Source organism: Staphylococcus ureilyticus (genome assembly GCF_025558845.1).
Taxonomy (GTDB): domain Bacteria; phylum Bacillota; class Bacilli; order Staphylococcales; family Staphylococcaceae; genus Staphylococcus; species Staphylococcus ureilyticus.
The window spans coordinates 93,868-120,099 of the sequence record NZ_CP094825.1 but is presented as its reverse complement, the minus strand read 5'-3'; the positions used below and the strand labels follow the sequence as shown (position 1 = coordinate 120,099).

19 protein-coding genes and 3 pseudogenes are annotated in these 26,232 nt (G+C 31.8%); 6 read left to right on the top strand and 16 right to left on the bottom strand.

Features of this window, described 5'->3' with window-relative positions:
- Window positions 1–92: 92 nt before the first annotated feature.
- The 3 genes from yidC to MUA21_RS00505 form a co-directional block, all read right to left on the bottom strand.
- Entirely contained in the window at window positions 93–899 is an 807-nt protein-coding gene (yidC, locus tag MUA21_RS00515; RefSeq protein ID WP_224396270.1) for a membrane protein insertase YidC, read from the bottom strand.
- The gene (locus MUA21_RS00510) at window positions 899–2,002 is read right to left on the bottom strand and encodes a helix-turn-helix domain-containing protein (protein WP_145381060.1); all 1,104 of its coding nucleotides are present in this window, start codon (window positions 2,000–2,002) and stop codon (window positions 899–901) included. The genes yidC and MUA21_RS00510 overlap by 1 nt, the downstream gene beginning before the upstream one ends.
- 369 nt (window positions 2,003–2,371) lie before the next feature.
- Window positions 2,372–3,523: an MFS transporter gene (locus MUA21_RS00505; RefSeq protein ID WP_224396253.1), complete on the bottom strand. Its 1,152-nt coding sequence runs from the start codon at window positions 3,521–3,523 to the stop codon at window positions 2,372–2,374.
- Window positions 3,524–3,641: 118 nt separating this feature from the next.
- On the opposite strand from MUA21_RS00505, the gene MUA21_RS00500 reads away from it, so the two are divergent.
- From MUA21_RS00500 to MUA21_RS00490, 3 genes and pseudogenes are all read left to right on the top strand, one after another.
- Window positions 3,642–4,472 (top strand): LysR family transcriptional regulator, encoded by an 831-nt coding sequence (locus tag MUA21_RS00500; protein WP_145381058.1) that lies wholly within the window; start codon window positions 3,642–3,644, stop codon window positions 4,470–4,472.
- A gap of 94 nt (window positions 4,473–4,566) precedes the next feature.
- Window positions 4,567–5,466 (top strand): annotated as a pseudogene (locus tag MUA21_RS00495) (Mph(C) family macrolide 2'-phosphotransferase).
- Between the two features lie 214 nt (window positions 5,467–5,680).
- Window positions 5,681–5,776, top strand: a complete 96-nt coding sequence (locus MUA21_RS00490; protein ID WP_145381056.1) for a type I toxin-antitoxin system Fst family toxin — start codon at window positions 5,681–5,683, stop codon at window positions 5,774–5,776.
- 551 nt (window positions 5,777–6,327) lie between these two features.
- Here MUA21_RS00490 and MUA21_RS00485 read toward each other — a convergent pair.
- The 8 genes and pseudogenes from MUA21_RS00485 to MUA21_RS00450 form a co-directional block, all read right to left on the bottom strand.
- Complete coding sequence (locus tag MUA21_RS00485) at window positions 6,328–7,335, bottom strand: zinc-dependent alcohol dehydrogenase family protein (protein WP_224396254.1); 1,008 nt, start codon at window positions 7,333–7,335, stop codon at window positions 6,328–6,330.
- A 502-nt stretch (window positions 7,336–7,837) separates the two neighbouring features.
- On the bottom strand, window positions 7,838–8,926 hold the full coding sequence (locus MUA21_RS00480) for a DUF871 domain-containing protein (protein ID WP_262561581.1): 1,089 nt from the start codon (window positions 8,924–8,926) through the stop codon (window positions 7,838–7,840).
- 295 nt (window positions 8,927–9,221) lie between these two features.
- On the bottom strand, window positions 9,222–9,542 hold the full coding sequence (locus MUA21_RS00475) for a PTS lactose/cellobiose transporter subunit IIA (RefSeq protein WP_046206888.1): 321 nt from the start codon (window positions 9,540–9,542) through the stop codon (window positions 9,222–9,224).
- Window positions 9,543–9,560: 18 nt separating this feature from the next.
- A complete protein-coding gene (locus tag MUA21_RS00470; protein WP_262561580.1) occupies window positions 9,561–10,856 on the bottom strand; it encodes a PTS sugar transporter subunit IIC in 1,296 nt (431 codons plus the stop codon).
- Window positions 10,857–10,892: 36 nt separating this feature from the next.
- A complete protein-coding gene (locus MUA21_RS00465; protein ID WP_262561578.1) occupies window positions 10,893–11,192 on the bottom strand; it encodes a PTS sugar transporter subunit IIB in 300 nt (99 codons plus the stop codon).
- Between the two features lie 14 nt (window positions 11,193–11,206).
- Complete coding sequence (locus MUA21_RS00460) at window positions 11,207–12,070, bottom strand: MurR/RpiR family transcriptional regulator (RefSeq protein ID WP_272884827.1); 864 nt, start codon at window positions 12,068–12,070, stop codon at window positions 11,207–11,209.
- A 218-nt stretch (window positions 12,071–12,288) separates the two neighbouring features.
- A pseudogene (locus tag MUA21_RS00455) lies at window positions 12,289–13,436 on the bottom strand (FAD-dependent oxidoreductase).
- A 22-nt stretch (window positions 13,437–13,458) separates the two neighbouring features.
- Entirely contained in the window at window positions 13,459–14,025 is a 567-nt protein-coding gene (locus MUA21_RS00450) for a PadR family transcriptional regulator (protein WP_438873792.1), read from the bottom strand.
- A gap of 212 nt (window positions 14,026–14,237) precedes the next feature.
- On the opposite strand from MUA21_RS00450, the gene MUA21_RS00445 reads away from it, so the two are divergent.
- Window positions 14,238–14,972 (top strand): NAD-dependent protein deacylase, encoded by a 735-nt coding sequence (locus tag MUA21_RS00445; RefSeq protein ID WP_046206883.1) that lies wholly within the window; start codon window positions 14,238–14,240, stop codon window positions 14,970–14,972.
- A 102-nt stretch (window positions 14,973–15,074) separates the two neighbouring features.
- Here MUA21_RS00445 and MUA21_RS00440 read toward each other — a convergent pair whose 3' ends face one another.
- Window positions 15,075–15,956, bottom strand: coding sequence for a mechanosensitive ion channel family protein (locus MUA21_RS00440; protein ID WP_046206882.1), 882 nt, complete (start codon window positions 15,954–15,956; stop codon window positions 15,075–15,077).
- A gap of 438 nt (window positions 15,957–16,394) precedes the next feature.
- Here MUA21_RS00440 and MUA21_RS00435 point away from each other — a divergent pair, with 438 nt between their 5' ends.
- Window positions 16,395–18,146 (top strand): YSIRK-type signal peptide-containing protein, encoded by a 1,752-nt coding sequence (locus MUA21_RS00435; protein ID WP_262561576.1) that lies wholly within the window; start codon window positions 16,395–16,397, stop codon window positions 18,144–18,146.
- Between the two features lie 431 nt (window positions 18,147–18,577).
- Here MUA21_RS00435 and tnpA read toward each other — a convergent pair.
- The 4 genes and pseudogenes from tnpA to MUA21_RS00415 all read right to left on the bottom strand — a co-directional run bounded on the left by tnpA (window position 18,578) and on the right by MUA21_RS00415 (window position 23,970).
- A pseudogene (tnpA, locus tag MUA21_RS00430) lies at window positions 18,578–19,053 on the bottom strand (IS200/IS605 family transposase).
- 184 nt (window positions 19,054–19,237) lie between these two features.
- Window positions 19,238–21,013, bottom strand: coding sequence for a glycosyltransferase family 2 protein (locus MUA21_RS00425; protein WP_262561575.1), 1,776 nt, complete (start codon window positions 21,011–21,013; stop codon window positions 19,238–19,240).
- Window positions 21,014–21,129: 116 nt separating this feature from the next.
- Window positions 21,130–22,197: an acyltransferase family protein gene (locus tag MUA21_RS00420; RefSeq protein ID WP_262561574.1), complete on the bottom strand. Its 1,068-nt coding sequence runs from the start codon at window positions 22,195–22,197 to the stop codon at window positions 21,130–21,132.
- 399 nt (window positions 22,198–22,596) lie between these two features.
- Window positions 22,597–23,970 (bottom strand): poly-gamma-glutamate hydrolase family protein, encoded by a 1,374-nt coding sequence (locus MUA21_RS00415; RefSeq protein ID WP_336606222.1) that lies wholly within the window; start codon window positions 23,968–23,970, stop codon window positions 22,597–22,599.
- A gap of 288 nt (window positions 23,971–24,258) precedes the next feature.
- Between MUA21_RS00415 and MUA21_RS00410 the strand changes: the two genes are divergently transcribed.
- Window positions 24,259–25,860 carry a trypsin-like peptidase domain-containing protein gene (locus MUA21_RS00410; protein WP_107525815.1) on the top strand — a complete coding sequence of 534 codons (1,602 nt, stop codon included), beginning with the start codon at window positions 24,259–24,261 and terminating at the stop codon, window positions 25,858–25,860.
- The last annotated feature ends 372 nt before the right edge of the window (window positions 25,861–26,232 follow it).

Genomic DNA, 26,232 nt, shown 5'->3' with positions numbered 1-26,232 from the left:
ATATTGAATTTTTCGCTAGATGTAATATAACATAGTATAGTTTTGTTAGTTCAATAAGTATCGCTTGAATCTAACTATATTTAGTTAACATTCTAAGTATTTTCAATTTTTCTTTTCAATTGATTAGCCTCTTTTGTAGCTAAATTCGAATAATACTTATTTGAAAAGAACATTTGAATAATCAAAAATGCAGCATTAATCGTCCAATATAGCCCTAAAGCCGAAGCTGAGGTGATTGAAATATATATGATGAATATAGGAGAAATAATTGCCATGATATAACCCATAGAACGTTGTTCTTTAGGCATATTTTCCATATTTATTAAGGGTTGTATAATGTATAAAATACCAGCAATTATAGTAATCCAAATATCAGGCTGTGTTAAATTAAACCAAAGAAAATCAGTATGTTCATTTAAACCACCACTCGAAGGCCATTTTAATGAAACGTACAGTCCAAATAAAATAGGCATTTGTATAAGTAATGGCAAGCATCCTAGCATTGTCTTCATAGGATTCATATTGTACTCTTTATATTTGTCCATCATTTCTTGATTCGCTGCCATTTTTTCTTCTTGCGTATTCGCTTTTTTTATTTTCTCTTGTATCTTAGTTAATTCAGGTTTCACAATTTCCATTTTCTTACGCATCAAATGCCCATTTTTAGATTGAGCTAACATGAACGGTAACATGATAATTCTAACGATTAAAACGATTGTAATGATTGCTAATCCATAATTGTTATCAAATATAGAGCCTAACCAGTGTAAAAGCTGATCCATTGGTACTGCAAAAGTATGATAGAAAAAGCCATTTCTATTTTCTGGCTTTGAATAATCACAGGCTGAAAGCAAAGTAAAACTTAATAATAGTAATGCTATTAGTTTTTTTCTATGTATCAATTATTTTTCATCCCTTTGTTATATATTCTGTACACATCTTCTTGTATAGATTTAAAGTTATCCAAAGCCATAAAATCCTCATTTTCTAAAATCCTAGAGCTTGCTGTATTCAAAGTATTTTCATAATTTGCTGGTAAGCGATTTTCTAATGGTAAAGTGTTTAGCCATTCGTCAATTTCATTAAAAAATTCATCTTTTTGATAAACAAAATCTTGGGTCAAATAATCAAAGCATTGACAATACTGCTTCAAATATTGAATGGTTTTGTTATCATCATTTTTAACGTAATATAATGCAAATTTATAATAGCAATTCATACTTAAGTGTGGGTACAAATAATCCACATTAAAGGCTTTATTTACATAATCAAGTTTAGACTCTAAACACTCTATAGGAACAGAATATAAGTCAAAAGTAAGCATTAAAGCAAACTCATGCATATAAATCATGAGAGATTGGTACATATCTGTCTGAATTACATTTTTTGCTTTTGAAATATTACCTTTTTGTAAATAAGCTAAAGTTAAGGTAGCATTTTCACCAATTTTTAAATCAAAATCAGGTGTATTATCTATAACTGATGAATAGTCACCTTCAAACATATACATTAATGTTTGATATCCTTGTGCATGTCTTTTCAAATATATAGATTCCGAGTTGTCCTCTGTCGTTTTAATTATTTCATGTGCCAATTTTGTTGTTTCTTTTACTTGCATTTCATTCTCACAATATAAAATGTTATTTGCTAAAATCCCTAACAATGAGTTGAGAAACTTAAATTCATTACAATGACTAATATAGTAATCACGTACAGTTGATACATATTCTTCATAACTAGTTTTATTGATCATCTTAGATAATGATATAGATACTTCCTTAATTTCTTCATCTGTCATAGTAATACTATAGTTGAGCAGGTCATCCACTGAAATATTAAACACTTTTGCTAGTTTTGGTAACATTGTAATATCAGGATACAGTGTGGCGTTTTCCCACTTAGAAATAGTTGTTTTTGTTGTATTAAGATATTCAGCTAGTGTTTCTTGAGTCATTCCACGTCTTAAACGTTCTTGTTTGATTGTTTTAGATATTTGAATCATTAATAACACCTCTTATAATTAATGTTACTAAAAAATTTAAATAAGGTATATTTCTTATATATCAACATATAGAAACAAAGTTTCCATATGAGAAACTATAGAATGCTAAAAACCATCACTTATAAAAAGAGATGGATAAAAGAATTAATCTATCATCAAGTTTCATCCATAAAAGGGCGCATTAAATGATATGAGTAAATTAAAAAATTTAATTGTCCATTTCACTTGATATTACAATAGATAAAACAGTCAAAAAGTAGAGTAGTATATACAGTAAATGATAATGAAATGTTAGAGGTATCGTATAGATACCTTTTCAAAGAAAAGCGCCCTACTATTCAATACAGTAGAGCAGTTAATATAACTGATTTAAGTTTCTCCATTTTTTCTATCAATATTGATGTTTATTAATTGAATAATAATTCCTAAAATAATCACAGTAAATGCACCATAAATTAAAGTCTTCAATGATCCTCCTTGCGCAAGTAATAAACCACCTAATGCAGCACCAATAGCACTGCCTAAATAATTTAATGAACTATTTAAAGCTACAGATGCACTTCCATGTTCAGCATGCTTTTTTAATAATATATGCTGTTGAGGTGCTTGTGTCGCCCATCCCATAGCTCCCCATAGTAAGAAAGGCAAAAGTCCTAAAATAGGTATTTTAATTAAAGTAGGAATTAACGCTATACTTATACTTAAAGCAACTAAAATAATAAGCATTAAAATTTGAGTGTTTTTAAATTTATCCATGACTAAACCTACACCAAAACTTCCTAATAATCCCCCTATTCCCCAAGTCGTTAAAAAAAGTGAAATATAGTGTGGTGAAACAGCTGCGCTTATTACCTGAGAGAGGTAGGTATATAATCCTAAGCTGGCAATTGCAGCACATACAGTTACAGATACTACCCTTAATACATGTATATCTATAAAAAGTGAAAATCTATCTTTCAAGTTAGGTGCTGCAGGCATATTAAAATTAGGAAGTAAAATAGATATACTAATAAACGCAACTATACTTACAATTACAATTAACCCTATGGCAAACCTCCAATTAATTAAATCAGCTAATTGTAACCCTAAAGGGACGCCAACTACAGTTCCTACACTCATACCGCCAACTATAAAAGCTAATGCTTTGCCTTTATTTTTTTGGCTTACTAAATACCCCCCCGAACTAACTGCCATAGGTGAGAATAGTCCTGCCCCTAATCCAGCTACACATCTAGATAAGATATATGTTGAATAGTTATAAGATAACATCGTAATTAAATTAGCTGCCCCAAAGGTCAGTAGTGCGATTAAAAGTATGTTTTTAACAGAATACTTAGCCAATAGTGTTGAAAATATGGGTGCAGATAAAGCAAAAAACAATGTAAAAACAGTAACGCCTTGTCCTATTTCAGCACTGCTTTTATTAAAGCTTTTTCCCATATCAGGTAATAGTCCTGCCACAATATAAGTATCCATACCTAAAGCAAACATGCCTAACGTTAAAATCCAAATTTTCTTCATGATTTAACCCTTTCTAACAAATATTTGATGTCATTTAGCGTAGTATAATATTGTAATTAATGGAAGAATGAATATATTAAGGGTGGTATTAAAGAAAAGTTAACAGGGAGCGTAATATATGAATATTGAATATATAGAGGATTTTATCAAAGTTGCTGAATATCAAAGTCTTAATCAAGCATCTAAAATACTTAATATCAGTACTCCAGCACTTAGTAAAAGAATCAAAAGTATTGAAGAATATTTTGAAAGTGACTTGTTCTATAGAACTTCTCGAGGCATATTTCTAACTGAAAACGGGGAGATAGTTTTGAATAAATTTAAGCGTATAAAAAGTGATATAGATGTATTAAAAGCACAAATTTTAAAAAATGAAGATTCAACAATTAGAATTGGGTTATTGCCCAGTTTTTCACTATATAAATGGGCAGAACACAAAAAGGAAATAATAAGTGAAAGTCTATCTATAAAAATTGAAAGTAATACTCACATTTTACTTGATCATCTACATAATGGGGATATAGATGTAATAATTGGAGATATAACTGCTACAGAAAATAGTCAACTTTACAGTCATATTTTATACCGCGAAAAGTATATGGTGGTTTTTCCAATAACTAGTAACTTAAGACTATCTGATAATATATTTTCTAGTGATTTAATGGATGAACAGATACTTCTCCTTAATCCACCATGTGATACTTTAGCTTTTATACAAAAAAATTTCTCTAAAACTACGATAAATATTGAACACAAAAATGATTTAGAATCCATATTGGCTAATGTTAAGGCTGAAAAAGGAATAACAATCATTCCTCAATCATTAATAACACGAGTTGAAAGTATGAATCTTTCAATCAAAGAATTGGAAAATCATTCAAGAGAAATTGGACTAATTGCATATAACGAAAAGATAGCGCAAAAAGTATGGAATATTTTACATGAATAAGTAGTATGTTGCTATAATTTTTTAAAACACAAAATATTATAGATAAAAATTTGCGTTCATATGAAAAATGTAATAAAAATAAAGGGGAAATAAAATGACTCAACATGATGAAATTATTAAAATTGCAGAAAAAAATCAATTACATATCCAGCCTCAAACAATGTCATTAAATGAATCAGGATTAGATTTCCAAGTTGCATTTGGAAAAGATGAAAATGGCATAGAATGGGTTTTAAGACTGCCAAGGAGACAAGATGTTTATAAACAAACAAAATCCGAAAAGCAAATGTTAGACTTCTTGCAAAAGAATGTTTTATTTGAAGTACCGGCATGGAAAATACACACAAAAGATCTTATCGCTTATCCAAAACTTACTGGCAAACCCGCAGCAACAATAGATTCAGAAATACAAAATTATGTATGGGAAATTGAACACAAACCAGTGCCGGAAAACTTTATTAGCACATTAGCTAAAACACTTGTAGACTTACACAACATCTCAGAAGAAAACATTACCGAACATCATATAAATCTCAAAACTGTACAAGAAATAAAAAATGATTTTCAAAGAAGAATGTATAAAGTAAAAGAAACTTATGGCGTATCAGATGAGCTATAGAACAGGTAGAAACAATGGTTGAAAAACGACAACCTGTGGCCTCGAAAGGCGACCATGATACATGGAGACTTACATCCAGGACATATAATGGTAGATAAACATGCAAACGTTACAGGTCTCATAGACTGGACTGAAGCAACCCACTCCGATCCAGCAATGGATTTCATGGGTCACCATCGTGTATTCGGTGACGAAGGATTAGAGCAACTCATAAAAGCATATGGTGAAGCTGGAGGAGAAACATGGCCACGAATGAAAGAACATATTATAGAACTAAATGCAGTATTTCCAATGTTTATCGCTGAGTTTGCTATGAAATCAGGGGAATCGGCGTACGAGAAGATGGCATTGAAAGAATTAGGTATGGAAGATTAGAGTTATGAAATAAGATAAATAATTTTACTTAACAACCGTACTTGCGAGAAAAAACGCAAAGAAATTAATGGAAGTTTGGAACAAGGAGAATTACACATACATTTACGTGTGAAAAGGGTTATATTGAAGGGCATGGCTAGTAATTCAGATGATATAATAATGAAGTCGCCTATCTCTCAGGCGTCTATTTGACGTAGAGAGGAGGTGTTAATCTATGCTAGAAATCCTTGTTCAGATCACGGTCACAGTCATCAGTGGTTGTATTATCGCGTTATTTACGCGTTGGCTACGCAAGCGCGATAATAAATAGGCGACTAGCCACACCAAAAAATCCCCTCACTATTGCGAGTAGTGAGGGGATTGGTGTATCCATGCTAGTTTCCTTGTTAAGTGTATTATAACATCATAGTGCGTAGGAACGCAAAAACCATAGTTCTAATGGAAATAGTAAAATATAATGTTTCACTATCTTTTGATGAAAGGCTTATTAAAGACTGTTAAAATTATGATGTTTTCTGAGCAAATGAAAATTTTTATTTACCAATATCCAGATATCACTAATTTTTATGAAAGAATTAGGCTACATAATAATGAATAATGTTTTAAATCATCCTCCAGGGATCAATCCATTTTTAACATTTATCACTTCTAAAATGTATTATGGAATACAAGTAAAAACTATTAATAAATTGAGTGATATGTGGTGATAATGACATACAAATTATTCCTTATATATATCTATAAACATACATTTTTAATGCTGTTTAAATTAATATATAAATAAATGAAGAGTAATCACGCTTAAATTTCACTTACATTAAACAAATTGAATCTTAAGATAATAAAATTATTCCTTCCATGTTATATTTTAATCACTACTTTTCCAAAAGTATTTTCATATAAATGTTGATATGCACCAACTACATTATTAAAATCAAAAGCTGAATCAATAACAGGGTTAAGATTTAAATGGTTTATATCTTCTATCATTTTGTTATATAAATCATGATGATTTGTATTAATACCATAAGTTTGCGCTTGTTTTTCCGCTAACTGCATAAAATTAATTTCTGCTATAGCACTTTCTAGAAAGCCTATAAAATATATTTTTCCTTTCTTAGATAGTAATGATATAGATTTTTGAACATTGCTTCCACCTACAACTTCCAAGATATGATTTACACCCTTATGATTTGTTATTTCTAACACTTTATTCTCCCAATCTGGCTGGGTAGCGTAGTTTATAGCATGTGTCACTCCGTATGATTCCAGCTTACTTAATTTATCATTACTACTACTTGTTGCTATAATATTTGCCCCTATACTGGCTGCAATCTGAATACCAAATAGCGAAACATCTCCAGTGCCTTGTATTAATACTGTTTCATTTGATTTTAAAGCTCCATAATGAACTAAAGATAGCCACGCAGTGAAGGCAGCTACAGGTAACGTCGCTGCTGTTTCATAAGATAAATTTCCAGGTAATAATACAACATCATCTTCGTCTAAAACAACGTACTCGGCAAGGCCACCATCCAATGGACCTCCTAATGTAAGTTTGTCATCACTTGAATTTAAAGTGCCTTTAGATGACTTAGCATAAAGTCTCGAAATCACTTTATCGTTCACTTTAAATTGCGTAACTTCTTTACCTACCTGCACTACTTTCCCTGAAAAATCTGAAGTAGGAATAAAAGGAAATGTTAATATATCTGGTGCATAATTTCCCTCAATAATGGCACGATCTCTATAGTTTAAAGAAATGGCTTTAACTTCAATTAAAACTTGGTTATTGCCAACTTCAGGCGTTGGAACGTCAACCATTTTTAAGTGTTCCAATCCAAAACCTTCTAATTGCCAAGCTCTCATAATTTTTCCTCCTTAAATATTTAAACTTAATATATATTCAATATCAATGTTAAACAAATAACCAACATTACTAAAAGAAATAGACTTATAACAATATATAGATATGATAATAAATCGTATATTGGTTGCTATTAATTGCGATATTTACAACAATAACCAATTACATAGAACCACCTAAAAGTTTTATGATAATTACGGCTTTTGATGTAATTTCAACGACAGAATAATTTGTGAATTGGATAAAAAACGCTGTACAAGAAAAACACCTCCGTATGATCCATTTAAAATGAATTTAACGAAAGTGCCTTTATTTTAGTCCTACTGATTGGGTTTCAATTCAAAATTTTTCTATTGCTTAGTCTCTTATGGTAAATACATATCATGCTTTTTGTGAGAAACAACTACTTTTCACACTTATCGATTACTGCATAATCAATTTATTTTTTATAATCTTTCCACTTATACTTAAATAACCAAGCAGTTACGCACTATAAAACAAAGATTATGATGTCACTTTTAATTCAAATGATTGCCATGGTTTTAATAAATTCAATAAGAAATGTTCTTCTTTTTTTACATGTCCGATAACATTTTTATAACCTTGATTTTCCATATCTTGTAATGCGATTTGCAGCTCCCCTTTGTAGTGACCATATTGTTCATTACAAATCACAATATCACCTTTTTTAATTTGTTTTGTGTTATTTGGCGGGAATAGCTCATCCTTATAATGAACGCGACTCATCGTTGACCGTATAACATAATCTGAAATATCCCCCCGATTAAAATGAAATGCCTCTGTCACAATAGTTTCATCTAATCCAGTAATATCGTTATTTAAATAAACATCAAAACTAGGCATTGCTAAATTAATTTCTGAAAGTGATTGTAACTCAGATTCAGAAGCAAATGCATTACCAATAATAAAATCATCTACTAAATTCGTCATTAATAAATGCTTAACTTGTACTGCTATAGGCAATTTCCTATGACTTTCTAATGTCGGTAAGCCTTCCATAATCATCCAAGGCCCTACTGTTGCTTCTTGTGAAGAAACAAAAGCTGCAGTATGAACATTATTTCTTTTATAAGCTTCACTCGTATTTACAAAATGTTGATATGATAAACCAGTATAGGTTTGAGGATAAAAATTGTGACAACCTATAAGTTTGTCTAAATTAGGTTGATAACTTAACACATCTTCAATAAACGTATCACTCACACTGATGTTTAATTCTACATACATATGCTGTTTGTTATAACTCAGTTGTGCTATTTCTTGAGCTGAAAATCCCGCATCTACACGTATTCCTGATACACCTAGTGTTTTAAAAAAGGACAAATCATCACGCTTTAAATTCAATGCTTCAAAAACTTTATGGTTAATATCCGCAATCACTGTCATATCATTCTCTTTAGCAACTTTTACCACTGACTTAAATTTATTAAAAACCGCTTCTTCATCACTTTTAACCGAAAGTAAATTTGTGAAGATGCGCTTAAATCCGAATTTTGCACTCATTTTAATATAGTCACACATTTCTCCTAAATCTGATTGGGTCGGATAAACTGATATTCCTAAATTATGCATATATATTTACTCCTTATTTGATTTATATATAATGCCACGCATTTGACGTTGCTCAATCAATACACGAGATTTTTCAAAAAAGAGGATACTCGTAAATATTAATAAAAGTAATATTATTCCCCATCCAAACAAATTAATATTTTCAAATATAACTACAGGGACAACGACGATAAATGGTATACCTATCAGTAATAGCCATCTATTAAAATGAAATTTATTGACTATAAAATGGGCTATTTTATAAAAGCAAAATATGAGTAAAAATAATACTATTAAATAAATCAATCGCATCATATTAACACTTCTCTTCTAATTTTTGATATAACTCAATCATTTTTTCAATTAAATTTTTCTCACTAATCGCTGTCATTAAATGGTCTTGTGCATGTATCATCAATAAAGATGTTTGTACTTTGTCACCATTTATTTCAGACTGTATTAATTCTGTTTGTATATTATGTGCTTTACTCATTTCTTGCTTCGACTCTGCCATCAGTTCATTCGCTTGTTCAAAATTAAATGCGGTAGCCGCATCCAAAGCTTCATATGCTAAACTTTTCGCATTACCACCATGTGAAATAATTTCAAAAATAATTTGTTCGTTTTGTTCACTCATCAAATCTCCCCATCTCAATTAATCGTCGTTAAAATCATCATTTATAGCACCTTGTTCTTGTTCTATCATTTTACGTTCGTACATTTTAAAGAATGGATAATATATGATTACTGCAACTAAAAGATTAAATACGACTAACACCAGTGCTCTCCAGTCACCATTCGTTGCAAATAATGCCCCTAAAGGCCCCGGTAATGTCCATGGCGCAAGTATCGTGATTTTAGCTATCAAACCTAACTTAAATACAAAATAAGTAATCGTCGTTAAAATAAGTGGAATTCCTATAAACGGTAACGCAAGAATCGGATTCATAACTAATGGCGCACCAAATATAAGTGGTTCATTGATATTAAATATGCTCGGTATAATAGAAAAACGTCCTATTTTCTTCAAATATTCAGACTTAGAAAATATCATCAATATACACAAACTCAGCGTCGCCCCTGCACCGCCTATCCATACAAACCACTGGAAAAATGGTTCGACAATAATATGTGGTAATGGTTCCCCAGCAGCCTTAGCATCTATGTTTTGATCTAATAATGAAAACCAAATAGGTTGGAAGACTGCCCCCATTACTGCCACACCATGTATACCTGCTGACCATAAAAGTACAATGAAAAACACAGGAATCAAAGCACCTAATAAACTATCACCAGCAAAATTACCTAAAGGTTCAAAGATTTTATTAATAATGGCATTTAAATCTATGTTTAATATCACTCTTACAAACCAAGAAATAACGATAATGACAATTGCAGGTACCAAAGATTCAAACGAACGTGCAACAGATCCTGGAACTTGATCCGGCATTTTAATCGTAAAACCTGACTTCACTACGAGTCTCATCATCTCAACAGCAAATATCATTGAAATGATTGCTACAAACAAGCCGGAACCACCTAAATCTGCCATAGGCAACACATAACCCACAGCATCGCTTTTAGGTAATTTATCATCTAAGTTGAGCGGTAACGTCATCATTAAAAATGTGGCCAGTGAAAGTAACCCGCCTGCTTGGCCATCCATTTTATATGATTTTGCTAAGCTATAGCCCATTGAAAATGCAGCGTAAACTGCCATCAAGCCCAACGTCATTCTATTAGCGACCATTATCTTCTCAGCATGTGGTTCTACCAATTTTTCTAACGCTGGTATGGGTGGAGACGCAAATAAAGTAAAGAACGATCCAACAATGATAAGTGGTAGTGTTGCAATAATACCATCACGAATAGAAGTTAAATGTCGTTGCTCAGAAGCTTTGGCCATGGGTGGCATTAATACCTTTTCAATCCATTTCAAAAATTTCTGCATAACATACACCCTCTGTTTACTTATTTAATTTAGTACTTATACATACGTTTTTATTTGCTTTAAAATTTTAGGTGCGCCAATCGGTGTATAGCCCATTGGATCTATGACATCTACAGGTTTATTAACTGCTTCACCGACTTTTTTAAATTTATCTAACCGATGTCTCACTTGAGGTGCTACTAAACCTAAGTCATAATCACCAATTTCATTTTCAAATGCTTCGGTACCAACTGCTATGATTTCCAAATCAAAATTTTCTTTTGCCGCCTCTTTCTTCACAGCATCAACAATCATAGAACTAGACATGCCACCTGAACAAACCATTATTACTTTCATAAAACAACACCCTTTCAATATTTTCTTTTTTTAACTTTAACTGCTTGCCGTGTACGCTCTAATAATTTCGTATGTCGTTCATAATCTCTACTGGCTAATGATACAAATAAAATATCTATGACATTGAGCATAGCTATACGTGAACTCATTGCTGCACTTCTCACTGGCTTTTCTGAAGAGCTATAAAACAAGTTAATATGTGCTAAGTCTGCTACATCATTATTGCTATATTTAGTTATGGAAATAATTTGAGCCCCCGCTTTATGTGCTAATGCTAATGACTGCAAAATATCTTCTGTTTGGCCAGTATTCGAAATAGCAATAATAACATCATTTTTTGTCACATTGGCACTCAATGTCGCTTGCTCATCATAGCTCTTGCCAACCTCACACCACTTATCAATGCGTGTGAGCTTTTGCTTTAAATCTTCTGCAATAATTGCTGAAGCACCAATACCAAACACACAAATTTTCCTAGCCTGATGTATCATTAAAGCCGCTTTTTCTAACGCTACTGGTGATAAAATTTGAGCTGTATTCCTTATCGCTTTAGCATTACTTTGAGAAATACTTTTAATCACGCTTTCATTGGAATCAGTAATATTGAGTTCTTCATAATCATCTTCAATTTCATTATGTCTATTTAACGCCATAGCAATTTCCATCTTTAAATCTTGAAAGCCCTTACATTTTATTTTTTTAGATAACCTAACAATCGTCGCTTCACTGACATTTGTTAGGTCTGCTAAATGTTGTATTGAACTGTTGATCGTTCTATGCGGATAATCGATGATATACTGTGCCACTCTATATTCCGAGGGATTCAATGTCGCTAATGATGATTCCAATAATATTAAAATATTACGAATGACTATCACCCCTTTTTAAATATTGTTTCACCTTAGCTAAAATTTACAAAACATTATTTCGTGTGTCAAATTATTCTTTATTTGTAAAATGATGCTTTTGAAAACATTGCTTTTCACAAGCTGAATTTAGATCTATGTATGTTTAAAGGTTTACCTCCATTTTGATTTAGAGATAAACCTTTGATATTACGCAACTGATATTAAGTTAAATATATGATATGAATAATTTATGATTCACTGAGTTGTGCTTCCATATCTATAAAGAAGTTTGCCATCTTTTCTGCGCCATCGTTTGAAAACATTAGCTCTAAATTATCTTGAGACGCTTGAGCATGAACTTCTGAAACTTCAAACATTTTCTTTTCATAAGCCTTCAATATATCAATAACATTTTCTTTATTTTTGAATGATTGTGCTAACAAATATGCATCATATAATGCCATATTGACACCTTCTCCTGCAAACGGACTCATTAAGTGTGCAGCGTCACCAATAAGTGTGATATTAGGCTGTGTTATCCATTTCAAACCAATTGGCAACTGATAGATACGACGAAATTTAATATCATCATAACTATATGCAATATATTTTTTTAATTCTGTACCCCAATCACTAAATTCAACTAATAGTCTTTCTTTTAATTTTTCTAGTGATAACGCACGATATTCATCTAGCATTTCATATGTTGTCTTAAGACTTACATAGGCCATAATACGACCATCGCCATTACGTTGTCCTAGTATCGCTTGATCTCCTCCTAGTCCCATAACCTTTCCATTTTTATTAAATGCCAAAAGGTCTGGATGTTCTTTTTCATTCGAGTTCATTTCTATCATAGATATACCAGTGTACGTTGGTTTAGCATCTGTTAAATACGGGCGAATTTTAGAAAAGGCTCCATCTGCCCCTATTACTAATCCTGTCATCACTGTCATCCCATTTTCAAAAACGAGTTCAATTTCCCTATTATCATGTTGTATTAACTTTTCGTATTTATAACCATATTTAATATTTGTAGGGTTAATTTGTGCAATGATGATATCGCATAACTTACCTCTATCAATTTCGGGTCTACTACCTTCACTTCCTGCGTCTTCGTCGAACAAAATCGTCCATCTTTACGCACAATTCGTGTATCCTCTCCTTCAAAGCGCGCATGCATCAGAAAATCCTCAAAAATATTAGCTGCTTTCAATGGTAACTGACCACTGTCTTCATGAATATCTAATGAACCACCTCGGTCAGCATGCATATTAGGGTAACCACGTTCATAGATTGTAAATGGTAAGCCTTGTTGTTGTAGAAGTAATCCTAACATTAAGCCTCCTGGTCCCCCACCAATAATCGCAATATGATTTAAATTTTCTTTTTTCATTTTTACACCTTTTTCATTATTTTTATTTTTCTTCAATAAAATTCATTAGCTTTGTTTCAGTTTCTTTGATTAATTGTTGAAACTGCTCATATTTCTCTTCATTTTTCATTGCACTTTGTCCCGCTAACATAAATGATTGGAAAAGTGCTTGTAACTCATCACGTGATTTTTTCATCTTGTCAATATCCATATTTTTGAATTGTTCCATACGTTTTGTAAATTCATCATTATCAATATTTTCCTCTAAAAATGCCTTACCTTCTTTTGTTACTGTATAGATTTTTTTCTTTCCTTCTTTTGATACAGAAACAAATCCACGATCTTCTAACATTTGAAGAATAGGATAAACACTGCCTGGACTTGGCGAATAAAATCCTTTAAATTGTGCCTCAAGATCTTTAATAATTTGATAACCGTGTTTGGGTTCGGTTAACAATAATCGTAAAATGCTATATTGTAAATTTCCTTTTTTAAAAAAGCGGTCCCTGCCGCGTGCGGCTGCAAACATCTTTTCAAACCCTTGTCCAAATCCACCTTCTCCGTGTTGCATCATGATATGTCTTCTATTGTGAAATGATCTATTAAACATTTATTATCATCCTTCCATTTCGATATATCGAAATATTAAAAATATATCGTTATTCGTCAAGCGATATATCGAAAAATAATAACCGTTGCTAGTTAGATATATTCATAATCCTAAATTTGCTAAAATCAATACTTCATTTTAAAATTGGTTTGAATGTAATATTGAAATTTCAAAATTACAATAAGTGCTAAATATTTTAATGGAGTGATCTTATGAATCATAATATTGAATCATTAAAAAATATCATCGATACTTCTAATAGCATTACATTTTTTACAGGAGCAGGTATATCTGTCGCAAGTGGTATTCCTGACTTTCGTTCTATTGGCGGTTTATATGAAGAAATTTCAAAAAATGGTTACTCACCTGAGTATTTACTAAGTGAAACCTATTTCCAAAATGACCCTGAGGGCTTTATTAATTTTTGTCATGATTATTTACTGTTTGCTGATAAAAAACCAAATATCGTTCATCAGTGGATTGCACAACTTGAAAAGCATCAACAATCCCTTGGTGTCATTACTCAAAACATTGACGGTCTACATTCAGATGCTGGGAGTTCACACACAGATGAACTACATGGTACACTAAACCGATTTTATTGTATTAACTGCGACCAAAAATATTCTAAACAATACGTGATTCACCACAACTTACGTTATTGTGAAACTTGTGGCAGTCCCATCAGACCCGATATCGTACTTTATGGAGAAATGCTAAACCAAGACACGATCTTTGACGCCTTGCATAAAATCAAATCTGCTGACACGCTCGTTGTTTTAGGTTCTTCACTGGTCGTTCAGCCTGCCGCCGGTCTTATTTCAAACTTTGAGGGTCAAAACTTAGTTATTATTAACAGAGACCCTACACCTTATGATAGTGATGCAAATTTAGTAATTCACGATGATATGGTCTCAGTCATTAATGAACTGTTTGCGATATCGTAAAATTCCAAATAAATTAGTGTGCTCGCATAGTTTAAAAAATAAAAAGCGTACCTACATGCACGATTAACATGTAGATACGCTTCTTTATTTATAATTACATTATTATTCAACTTCGGGTTCTTCAAATTTTGCCAGCGTTGGTTTTGGTGTAGAAATACCTTCTTCATTAAAGTAATGTAAAACTTCTTTACGCAACAATCTTTGACCCGGAAAATGCATGCCTGGCTTCACATGAGCTAATAATTTAATAATCATTTGATTGCCGTCGATGCTGTCTAATCCTAATAAATCAGGCGCTGCGACAAACATATCATATTTATCTTTTAATGTTGGTAAAAAGTCTAATAATTTTTTCTCAATCATTTCATAATCCTCTGATGGCGAAACGGGTATCATCACAAGTGGTGATACATCTGTTGCAGAATAATTGACGATTTCACTTATTGTTCCATTGGGTAAAGTATATATTTCACCTGTATCTGATTGTATACGTGTGGATCTTAAACCAATCGTTTTAACTGTACCTTCCGCAATCGTTACACCAGAAGCATTAATTTGCACATAATCACTCACATCAAATTGTCCTTCAAATATAATAAAGAAACCAGTGATAATATCTTTGACAATTGTTTGTGCACCGAAGCCGACCGCTAGACCGACTACACCGGCACCGGCTAAAATCGCAGATACACTTATCCCAAAGCGTGACAATATTGAGGTGAGCACGATAAACCATACAACATAGCTAACTAAATTTTGAACTAGTGTAGATAATGTCTCACTTCGCTTAATTTTATAATGTGTTTTTTTCTTTGCATTCGCTTTGAAGAATTTCGTCACTAATTTCTTCGCAATGGCAATCACTATAATCCCCATCAAAATATATGCCGCGATAATTAATATATTGACTAAGAGTGATTGATAAAATTCTACCTGTGTAAGTGGTTCAATCAACTTCATAAAAAATTGCTTCAATTGATTCATATTGTATTTCCTCCATTCTTAGCTCGTTATACGGTTGTGTTACAATACATCAAATAGTAGTGATTTATTAAGAAATTGCTTTTCCCATTACAAAAGTTATCATACTTTAATAGTTATCTAAACCCTTTACGGTTTCGGACAACTTGCTTTAACATAAAGTGACACTTTTATTTCAATATGAAGTCTAAAAGCAGGATAGATATTCACTATCCTGCTTTATTTTGTGTAAATATAAATTATAAAAAATCTTTAATGATTGATTACTTTATCTGTTATTCTTAATAAAAAATAACATTATAGCAGTCTTTAATATTTAGACGTTTAACAACTTTTGTATTTTTTAATAAACATTGCAAAATTATATTGCTTTATAATAGATTGTACTGTATAAATAGTAAAGAATGATGTAATTTTATAAATTGGGATGGGAATGATTTTATGAAAAATGGTAGTTTTCAACGATTTTCTTTAAGAAAGTTTAAAATTGGTACTGGATCCATATTACTGGGTACATTTTTAATGGTAGGTATGCACAATGAAGCAAATGCTAGCGAACTAGATTCAACACAAACAGCTCATCAAACATTCGTCGAGGATAACAATAAGATAACCACTAAACCTAATGAATCAACTAATCAAAATGATAATAAAACAGAAATAACAGAATCAGAGTCCTCAGCAAGTACGAATGATATGACTGAATCTACAAATACGATAGAAGAAGTCACAACACTAAACACTAATGAAAATACATCCGATGTAAATCAACCCGAAGTAACAAACAATACGCCAACTTCTTATGCTGAAAATCAATATCCTACCCAAGAAACGACTTCAAAGACAGTTGAAACTACGTCAGATATAAATAAAGATGCTGATAAAGATGGCAATTTAACATATTTCCAAGAACAAAACGGCTATATACCACAACGTACTCAAACTGTTCAAAATGGTGTCAAAACAGGTGAAAATTGTACTGCGGACGAAGTAACTACGTCATATACAAATAATGTTGATTTAAATGCAAAAAGTATCATGGATACAAATTTAGATGACTATTCCAATAATGGATACCAAGAAAAAGTTAAAAATCCAAATAATCATCCCAATGCGGTAGATACAGAAAATTATGGTCCTGGTAATTTAGAAATTCAACATTGGCAAGATGGTCCAAATGAAGCTACTAAAACACAGTATTGGAGAGCCGTTTTCGCTACTGATTATGCAATAGACAACGCCGAGATGAGAGTTACACTACCATATGAAAATGTAACCACAACAGACGTATCAAACTGGGTAGTAAATCGATATTACCCTGCAGTTTCAACTAACGGTATGAGTAAGTATCAACATATACTAACTCCGGTAAGCGTAACATTTAATGGTAATGTAGCAATTGTCAATTTTGGTAACATCGAAGCCAATAGTGCTTATGGCATAATGTTTACTAAACAATTTGATACACCGCAAAATTTGAGTAATGGATTACTTTCTACAAGTGCAAATGTAGGTGGAACGTGGAACGAAGATGACCTCCAAAGACAGTTAGAATTAAAGAAAGAAAACATGCGAACGCAAGGTTTTACCGAAGATGAAATTAATAATGCGCAATTAGATTATCTAAAAAGTAACCTAAGTCCGAAGCAAATTGAGTATATAAACGAAGTCTGCAAAATCCCGAATAACCCTAGCAACCCGGATAACCCTAGCAACCCGAATAATCCGGAAAATACTCACAACCCAGACAACTCAGATAATCCGGACAATCCGGACAATCCTAGCAATCTGGATAACCTAAACAATTCGTATAACCCAGGTAACCTAGATTATTTAAATAATACAGATAGATCTGAATTAATGAATAACTCAAACATTTCCAATAATACAAAAGGCTTAGCCACTTTCAACAACAGTAATTTAATAGGTAATCCGGAAAAATTCCATAATTCGAACTACAATTCTATTTCAAATATGGTTTATAACTCAAATAATCACGTAACATCTAAATTTATGTATCCCACTTTAGAAACAGATGTGACTAAAAAAAGTACCGATTATTCTGATAAAAATCAACTACCAAATACTGGACAATTACAAGATAAAGCAAATCCATTATTTGGCGCAGTCGCAGCAATTTTTGGTGTTATATTCATCCTATTCAGACTTAAAAGCATACGAAAAGAACGCTAACTTTAATCCATAAAACAAAACCTAATCTAACATGCTAACCTTCAGAAAATTATAAGTGAAAAATTTCTATTATAGTAAAAACGAATTAAAAAGCAACGTACAATGTCTTATTGTACGTTGCTTTTTATAAATAGTAATTCAATTAACAAAAAAGTTATACTTTAAAAATGTTTGACTAAAAGTATTTATAATCATAGCGTCCATAAAATAAATAGTATGGGATGATTAACAATAACATCAATATGCCCAATGCAATATATAAACCTGCATAATTTAAAAATGGCACGATTAATCCTAAGAAATCAAAACCACCCGTATAACGGGTGGTTTGTTCTTCGGCTATAAGCCTTTGTTACTGACCAGCCCTGATAAGGGCTCTGAGAAGATCAGCCATATGTACTACTTTCCCAGCAACCCTTAAAAGGGTTATTTTATTTTTTCTTCTTAGTTTCTTCGCCAGTAAAAGGATCTATATATTCAACAAGTGTTAATTGCTCCGCAACGATATCCTCTTGTAATTGATTACGAATATAATTTTCTATAACTTTTTATTTCTTCCAACTGTATCAACGTAAAAACCTTTACACCAAAATTTTCTGTTACCATATCTATATTTTAAATGTGCATGTCTATCAAAAATCAACAAACTACTCTTTCCTTTTAAATATCCTACAAATTGCGAAACGCTTAATTTGGGTGGAATACTAACTAACATATGAATGTGATCTTTACATGCTTCAGCTTCAATAATTTCTACGCCTTTTCTTTCACACATCTGTCGCAATATTATTCCAATATCTTTCTTTATTTTTCCGTATATAATTTGTCTTCTATATTTAGGAGAGAAGACAATGTGATACTTACAATTCCATTTTGTATGTGCTAAACTATTTGTGTCTGATGACATAAGTTGCATCTCCTCGTGTTGTTTATTTTGGTTGGCTGACCAAATATTATTTTAGCACGTAGAGATGCAATTTTTAATACAACGGTATAACCATACTGCACCATACGCATAGCGTATGGTTTTTTATCCAACAAAAAAGGCTACTAAAACCAGTACTTCCGGTTATTTAGTAGCTTTTTAAATATTATTTTATAACTTCAACAAAATCTTTATTTGCTGTTAAGTAATTTCCTTCTTGTGTAACTAATCGTGGTGTTGATTTATTCGTATAAGCAATATTAGCGATACTAATCGTGTCTCCAACTTTAAGTGTTTCCAATGGCTCACTTTTGAATATTCTAGAATGATATAATTTACAAACTTTTTTAATTTTAACCTCATTAGGAACATCTGTAATATATTTATGATGGTTATCCATGTGAATCTGTGCCACAAAATCTTTATTTGCTGTGATCACACTACCGTCTTCAAGGATTAATCTAGGTGTACCATTCGATGTGAACTGAACATCTTTTGGCACTACTTTCATACCTGGATTTAAACTCATGAGCTTCGTTTCAAACTCAATATCACGATATACATTTGTTTTTTTAAGCGTCATCAATGGTTGTTCTGATGCCGTTAGGAAATATTTTCCTTGGTATTTTTCCCTCAACTTATTGACGAACTCTAACTTGAAGCTTTGTCGTTTCATTTTATAAATGTCATTATTACTCGGGTAAGAAGCGTAAACTAAGGCGATATCATTCGTTTCACCAAATTCGACACCGAGATTAACATCTATCTCTTTCGATTGCTTAAATTGTTCCTGGGGTATATAAATGCTTTTATCTTTATACACATAATCAACATGATACACGTTCATTGCGTTATTAATTTCAATTAATTTCACACCATTGATTTGGACGTTTTCTGGTTTCAATACTTTAATCACTTCATATAATTCACCATTTAGCATTTGTGTACCTTCATACACTGGATAACAACGCACTGGTGTTGGTTCTAAAATAGCACAATCACTGTCAATTTCCATGTAAATTGCATCTTTTTTCATATAATAACGCCAATAACCATAAACAAGTGCTTCTGTAAAATTTAAAAAAGCTTCCTTATCTTCTTGATGATAAAGTGTATACATAGCTATAAATTTTTTGTTACTAATAAATTCCTTCATATCATAACCATATTCATTTAGCATCTGTTCTACATCATCAAAAATAGCATAGAACGTTTGCTTATTATCAGACTTTAAAAACGTCTTTGTATGCAACAACCTTCTAAAGAAGTCTACTTCCACCATTCTTGATAACATCATTTTTTTCAGAGACTCGGATATATCCATCTTACAAATACGTTTGGTTATATCCACATTCAAATAAGCTTTATCTACCACTGAGGTCTCTTTCACAAGTGATTGATTTTCATCGTATCTGTTCACATGATAAACAGGTATCGTAGACATCGTAATGTTTTGAATCTTAGAAATAAGATCGATGAAAAATAATTTATCTTCACCAAATTTCATATGTTCAAATTGAATCTGATTATTAATTACAATATCACGTTTAAATACTTTACCCGGTGGCCCTACTGCTCTAAAAATCTTTTCAATATCTTGTGGCATCAAATTTGATGCATCTTTATAGGATGTGAATTTAGCATGATACGTAATACTTTTATTCGTATGTTTGTAGCTTTGTCCTAAGCCTAACTCTGCATCATCACTATTAACTTTTTCCATAAATCTTGGAAATCCTTCAGTATCTAACCAATCATCGGCATCCAATAAGGCAATATATTTTCCTTTTGCAGCTTTAATACCTATATTTCTTGGTTCTGACGGACTACCTGTATTCGTTGATAACTGAATTAATCGGATAAAATCATACTGGTTAGCATAACTATCAATCATTGCTACTGAGTTATCTGTAGAACAATCATCAACAAAGATTGCCTCCAATTTTGATTGTTCCATATTTAAATTGATTAAAGATTCAATACATTTTTTAAGAATGGTTCTTTATTATAGACAGATATAATAACCGAGACTAATTTATCCATTCAATTCTCCCCTTTTTAATCTACTAGGTTATTTTTATAACTTTGATAAAACGTATCATACTTAACGTTCCCAATGCCTCCTACTATATATTTGCCTAGTTTAAACTGGTTAAACACATAAGCAATGCATATTGAGAACGTAATCGTTAATGTAAATGTAAATACGATATTGAATATAGGATGTTCATGTAATGTCCCTAACCTATGTACAATAAAGTAATGAATTAAGTATATTGAAAAAGAATAATTACTGATTAAGATGAAAAATTTTGGTACATATTTAACATAAGACGATATTAGAAAGAATATTAAGATTATCATAGTAACATAGATTGGTGTATCAATACGCTTAGAGTCCACTAGCGTTAACCAGCCCGACAAGTAATTGATCAGCGTTATGGCCGTCACTATAACAGTTCCTAACACAATGTATTTCGTATACTTTTGTATGTTGGCCATCAACGTTTCATAATAATAACCCATATAAAAACCTAGTAAGAAATAACTAAGCCAACCTATGAATATCATCCAGCCCTCTCGTTGCCATAACCAATTTAAATACCAAACCTCTGGTGCATCAACAAAAGTTCTCATAGCCCAAAATAGCATCGTGATAACTAATGAATATACGATTAATTTTAATGGATTAAGTTTTACTAAGTGCTTCGCAAATAATATGTGTAAAGCATAAAATTGAAAAATAATAACAATAAAATATGTCAGCGTGCCACCATGAAACATCATAAATTGTACAGAATCTAAATATTCCATTAAGTTATTAGGCTGCCCGTAGACATACGCTAAACCTAAGTTAATGATGATATATGGAATTCCTAGTGTCAGCAACTTCTGTTTTACAAATCCTTCTTTAACCTGTGTCTTATACTGTTTCGCTAATAAAAACTCAGAAATAAAAACAAACATTGGTGTTGCGTATAATAATAGTAATTGAAAACCTCTTAATAAATAGCCATCATTGGGCATTTCAAATTTATAAAATGTTGTAGTAATTATATGAATCATCACAATACTTAGACAAGCAATTGCTCTCATCCAAAAAATAATTGATGTATATACCTTCATCATTGTGCTCCTCTTTAGATTAATCTATGTATGTTCAAATTTTCGCAAATGTGAATTTATCATTTTGCATGAAATAACGTGAATTATATTACAATGTTTTTTTGAATTCAAACATTTCCTTGTTTTTGAAATCTATACTTAGAGATTTATTTATTAACGCTACATGCTATGTCCTTATACAATTTTATAAATATATGCGCAATTACAATTTTTGTTTTTCTACAGAAAATCGGAAGATTTAGACTTCCCTTAGACTAACCGAATATGAATCTCACTAAAATATATAAAAAACCCCAACACGTATATACATACGCATTGAGGTCATTAGCTTATTAAAAGAAATCTACTTATTAAAATTAAAAACTTGAAACGTGCTACTTTAGCAATAAAATCAATATATTATCCTTGATTTTCTGGATAGACTTGCTTGATTGCACGATTAAGCGCTTCAGCAAAATCATACATCGTGGTAGTCCAATTTTCTATTTTTTTACGTGATGCTGTGCTAGTGTCTTCATCTTTGAAAAACGCTTTTCTTAAAGCGGTCGTTAGTTCTAATTGAACACCTGTGCTTTCCTCTACTTTATTAATAAAATTAGCATTACTCAGCCCACCAAGGTATTCTGGCGGTATCTTCACTACAAATCCTTTAAGTTCAAGTTGACTTTGAATGGCGTCTCTAAGCGGTGATTGATAACCACCTAAGTATACGAGTTGTTCTTCACCTTGAGCACCATGTATTGAAATGGTAGCTGTTCGATCTTGAATCATCTCATGCAAAGTTGCATCATCATAATTTGTAGATGTTACATGTAATTGGGTGTTGTTGGATGGACGTATCGCTTCAAATGAAAAATAATCAAAATCACCATTATTCGCCACTAGTTTTGTTAATTCTGAAGTCCCTTGTTCAATGTTCCCACCATGTGGTGCCGCTATCAACACTGATTTCCCGACATTTCGTGTATCTTTCTTCCAGTCGATACCTTCTGTCGTATCTTTGTATAATTCTGTCATAGACTTATAATAATCTTGTTTACGCGTTGCACTAGCTGTCTTTGTTTCCGTTTCTGGAGTTGCTTTTATTGTTTCTTGTGACTGTAATGTCTTATCTTGAATGTTCGTATTTTCGAGTTTAGGAGATACTGTGTTTTGGGATGCTTCATTTGTCTTGACTGGTGCGTTTGCTATTGTACTGGGTTGTACTGGTGCAGATGGTGTAGGTACTGTCGATGGTGTGTTTGATTTTGTAGTCTGCGGCGTTGTTGTACTTGAAGCCTGAGTCTTTGTCGGTGTGCTCTGTGTCTTTACTGGAATTGTTTGCGTTTTTGTCGATGATATTGTCGTGCTTTTTATCGGTGTACTCGGTTTCTTCGCTGTTGTCGTCGGTACTTTGGGCATAACAGGTGCTTTAATCGTCGTTGTTGAAATAGCTTTACTAACAGGTTTTTTTACAGGTACTGACTGCTTCGTCACTGGTGCTTTTTGCGCTATAGGTTTTACTGTTGCTTGTGTTTTTTTAGTCGTTACATTTGTAGCAACTTTTGTTGTCGTTGCTTTTACCACTGCAGGCTTTACTGTTTTCACCGTTGTAGTTGGTTTAGTTGTCAAAGTCGTAGTTTTAGTTTTTTTTGTTACTGTTTGTGATTTTACTGTTGAAGTACTCGCATGTGCATTTTCACTTACTAAAGCGATCGTGCTAATCCCAATAGCAGTCGTTACAAGCCCTAGCACTAACTTCTTGCTAGAAAAAGTACGTATATTCGTATTCATTTTCATTCTTTTCCCCTTAATGTTTTCTGTAATTTTAATAATACACAATGTTTTTTAAAATGCAATAATTAAATTATTGTTTAACTTAAGATTAATAGCTTATGACATTAGTAAAAAATACTGCAATAAAGAAAAAAGTTAGTTATCACAAGTATATTTTGCCAAACAAATGTCTATTTCATTATATTATTTCCAAAAATATATTGCCATACACAAAAGAAAAAGTATATAATATTAAAGAAATAATCTTATTTACTTTTTACACAAAAGACAGAGGGGACAGATTAAGTGAATAAACCGTCGTGGGCAATAAAATATATTTCTGCAATCATCGCCATATCTATGATAATTTGTTTGGTGATAATATTTCATGTTGATACAATGGAAGCTGCTGAAAACACTACTGATATCAACTATCCAACTAACCATAAAGTAACTAAAAAATATCCGATAACAACAAAAGCAACAAAAAAGATCAATACTACAAATGAAGTAAAAAATACTAAAATAGTTAGTAATAGCAATTTAAAATCACAACAAAATGAAGTTCAATTTCCCAAGCAAAACACTAAATTGAAATACAATAATAAAGACATAGAATTTAAAAATCCAGTTATAAAAGGGGATCCAAAAGATACTCCGAAAGTAATTTTGGGTAAAAATGTGCAACCACCATCAAAAACTATAAAAGTAAAATCGCACTCACCAATAACCCCAAAGAAAAAACTATCAAAACAACCAATAATTCAAAATAAAAATAAAGCTATTATGCCCACTAACAAAAATCAAAAAACAAATGCATCTATTAAACAAAAACAAAGTGGGTCATCAAAAACCAAAGTTCGAGTAGCTCAACATACTTCTTCTAAGCGTACATCAAAATCTATAAAACCACAGTTACTATCAAGTTCAACTAAAACAACAAAAAAACAAACGAATACGGCTAAAATAAATAAAAATATAAAACCACAAACCTTATCTTCAACAACAAAAAAACAACAAACAAAACCATTAGCTAAGCAAGCAAAAGCATCTAAAAGTGTAAAGGTTATTCCAAAAACAAGTAAGCAAACTTCAAAAAACAGCAACTACTATAATCAAGCACCTAAAACTTGGTCATCAAAGATACCAGGCAGCGATAATGTGCGGGATTTTGGTCAAACGACTGAAGCATCCGGCATCAATGATGCATTAAAAATCATGAAAAAATCCGGCAATAAAGGAGTTACTTTAGAACATACGACTGCAAAATCAGCCAATATTGCAACCGTATTTAATTGGAATCCTATTAAAAAAGCTCTGACATATGGCACTGGAACTGCAATTGGTAAACATACAATATTAACAGCTAATCACGTCGTCAATAATCCAGAAGCACATAAACCAATGTCACCATCTTCATTACAAAATCTTAGAGTGAACCTGCTACAAGAAGGTTCAACCTACACACGTTCTCTCAATGTGATTGGTGTAAAAATGATGCAATTTGGTGATGTCGCATTATTATATACAAAAGAAGATATTTCAAAGTATATGAAAATACGTAAAATTGCTCCAGAAAAATCGATTACTAATATCAAGGCTAATACGCCTATTCATATGTACCATTATGGATTACCAACTGGCAAATTCAAGAATGATCCTATGGGTACGATGTATCATTCTAAGGGGAAATATTCCCTTATGGCTCGCAACATCAATCCAATGGGCTATTATCAAATAATGGCTGAACCTGGTTCTTCAGGAGGTGCCATTTTAAATAGTAAAAATGAAGTTTTAGGTATACACGCTTTTAGAATTGATTCAGGTGATTATAAAAAATATCACTTAAATACGATGGCAGAATTAAGAAGTAAATTACGCAAAGAAGTTATTCAAAATATTATCTAAGCTATTTAATAAGCATCTTCGATTGTTATCGTGGATGTTTTTTATTGTTGCAATAATTCGAAACCCTTAAAGTGTCTTTTTTATATTAAAATGCATACCTTCAATCATTTTTAACAGCTCACAACAGGATTATATTATAGAAAAGCATCTATGAATTATATCCATTTTCTAAACAAGTATGCATACACATTCAAAATCTAAACTGATTCAAAAAATAAAAGTCCCACTTCTCAATTGATTGAGTTAGTGGGACTTATGCATGAATTACAGTTCTAGGTAATGATTTTATACTTTTCTCAATTCTAATTACCCAAGCAAGAGGAGATAACAAAATCTTTTATATAAAATTAGATTTCTGTCCTACTCCCTTAT

Excerpts from the sequence above, each read along its gene's own strand:
- MUA21_RS00500 (WP_145381058.1), top strand. The coding sequence starts at position 3,642 with ATGAATATTGAATATATAGAGGATTTTATCAAAGTTGCTGAATATCAA.
- MUA21_RS00435 (WP_262561576.1), top strand. The coding sequence starts at position 16,395 with ATGAAAAATGGTAGTTTTCAACGATTTTCTTTAAGAAAGTTTAAAATT.
- MUA21_RS00470 (WP_262561580.1), bottom strand. The coding sequence starts at position 10,856 with ATGCAGAAATTTTTGAAATGGATTGAAAAGGTATTAATGCCACCCATG.
- MUA21_RS00440 (WP_046206882.1), bottom strand. The coding sequence starts at position 15,956 with ATGAATCAATTGAAGCAATTTTTTATGAAGTTGATTGAACCACTTACA.
- MUA21_RS00485 (WP_224396254.1), bottom strand. The coding sequence starts at position 7,335 with ATGAGAGCTTGGCAATTAGAAGGTTTTGGATTGGAACACTTAAAAATG.
- MUA21_RS00475 (WP_046206888.1), bottom strand. The coding sequence starts at position 9,542 with ATGAGTGAACAAAACGAACAAATTATTTTTGAAATTATTTCACATGGT.
- MUA21_RS00480 (WP_262561581.1), bottom strand. The coding sequence starts at position 8,926 with ATGCATAATTTAGGAATATCAGTTTATCCGACCCAATCAGATTTAGGA.
- MUA21_RS00510 (WP_145381060.1), bottom strand. The coding sequence starts at position 2,002 with ATGATTCAAATATCTAAAACAATCAAACAAGAACGTTTAAGACGTGGA.
- MUA21_RS00420 (WP_262561574.1), bottom strand. The coding sequence starts at position 22,197 with ATGAAGGTATATACATCAATTATTTTTTGGATGAGAGCAATTGCTTGT.
- MUA21_RS00505 (WP_224396253.1), bottom strand. The coding sequence starts at position 3,523 with ATGAAGAAAATTTGGATTTTAACGTTAGGCATGTTTGCTTTAGGTATG.
- MUA21_RS00415 (WP_336606222.1), bottom strand. The coding sequence starts at position 23,970 with ATGAATACGAATATACGTACTTTTTCTAGCAAGAAGTTAGTGCTAGGG.
- MUA21_RS00450 (WP_438873792.1), bottom strand. The coding sequence starts at position 14,025 with ATGTTTAATAGATCATTTCACAATAGAAGACATATCATGATGCAACAC.
- MUA21_RS00490 (WP_145381056.1), top strand. The coding sequence starts at position 5,681 with ATGCTAGAAATCCTTGTTCAGATCACGGTCACAGTCATCAGTGGTTGT.
- MUA21_RS00465 (WP_262561578.1), bottom strand. The coding sequence starts at position 11,192 with ATGAAAGTAATAATGGTTTGTTCAGGTGGCATGTCTAGTTCTATGATT.
- MUA21_RS00445 (WP_046206883.1), top strand. The coding sequence starts at position 14,238 with ATGAATCATAATATTGAATCATTAAAAAATATCATCGATACTTCTAAT.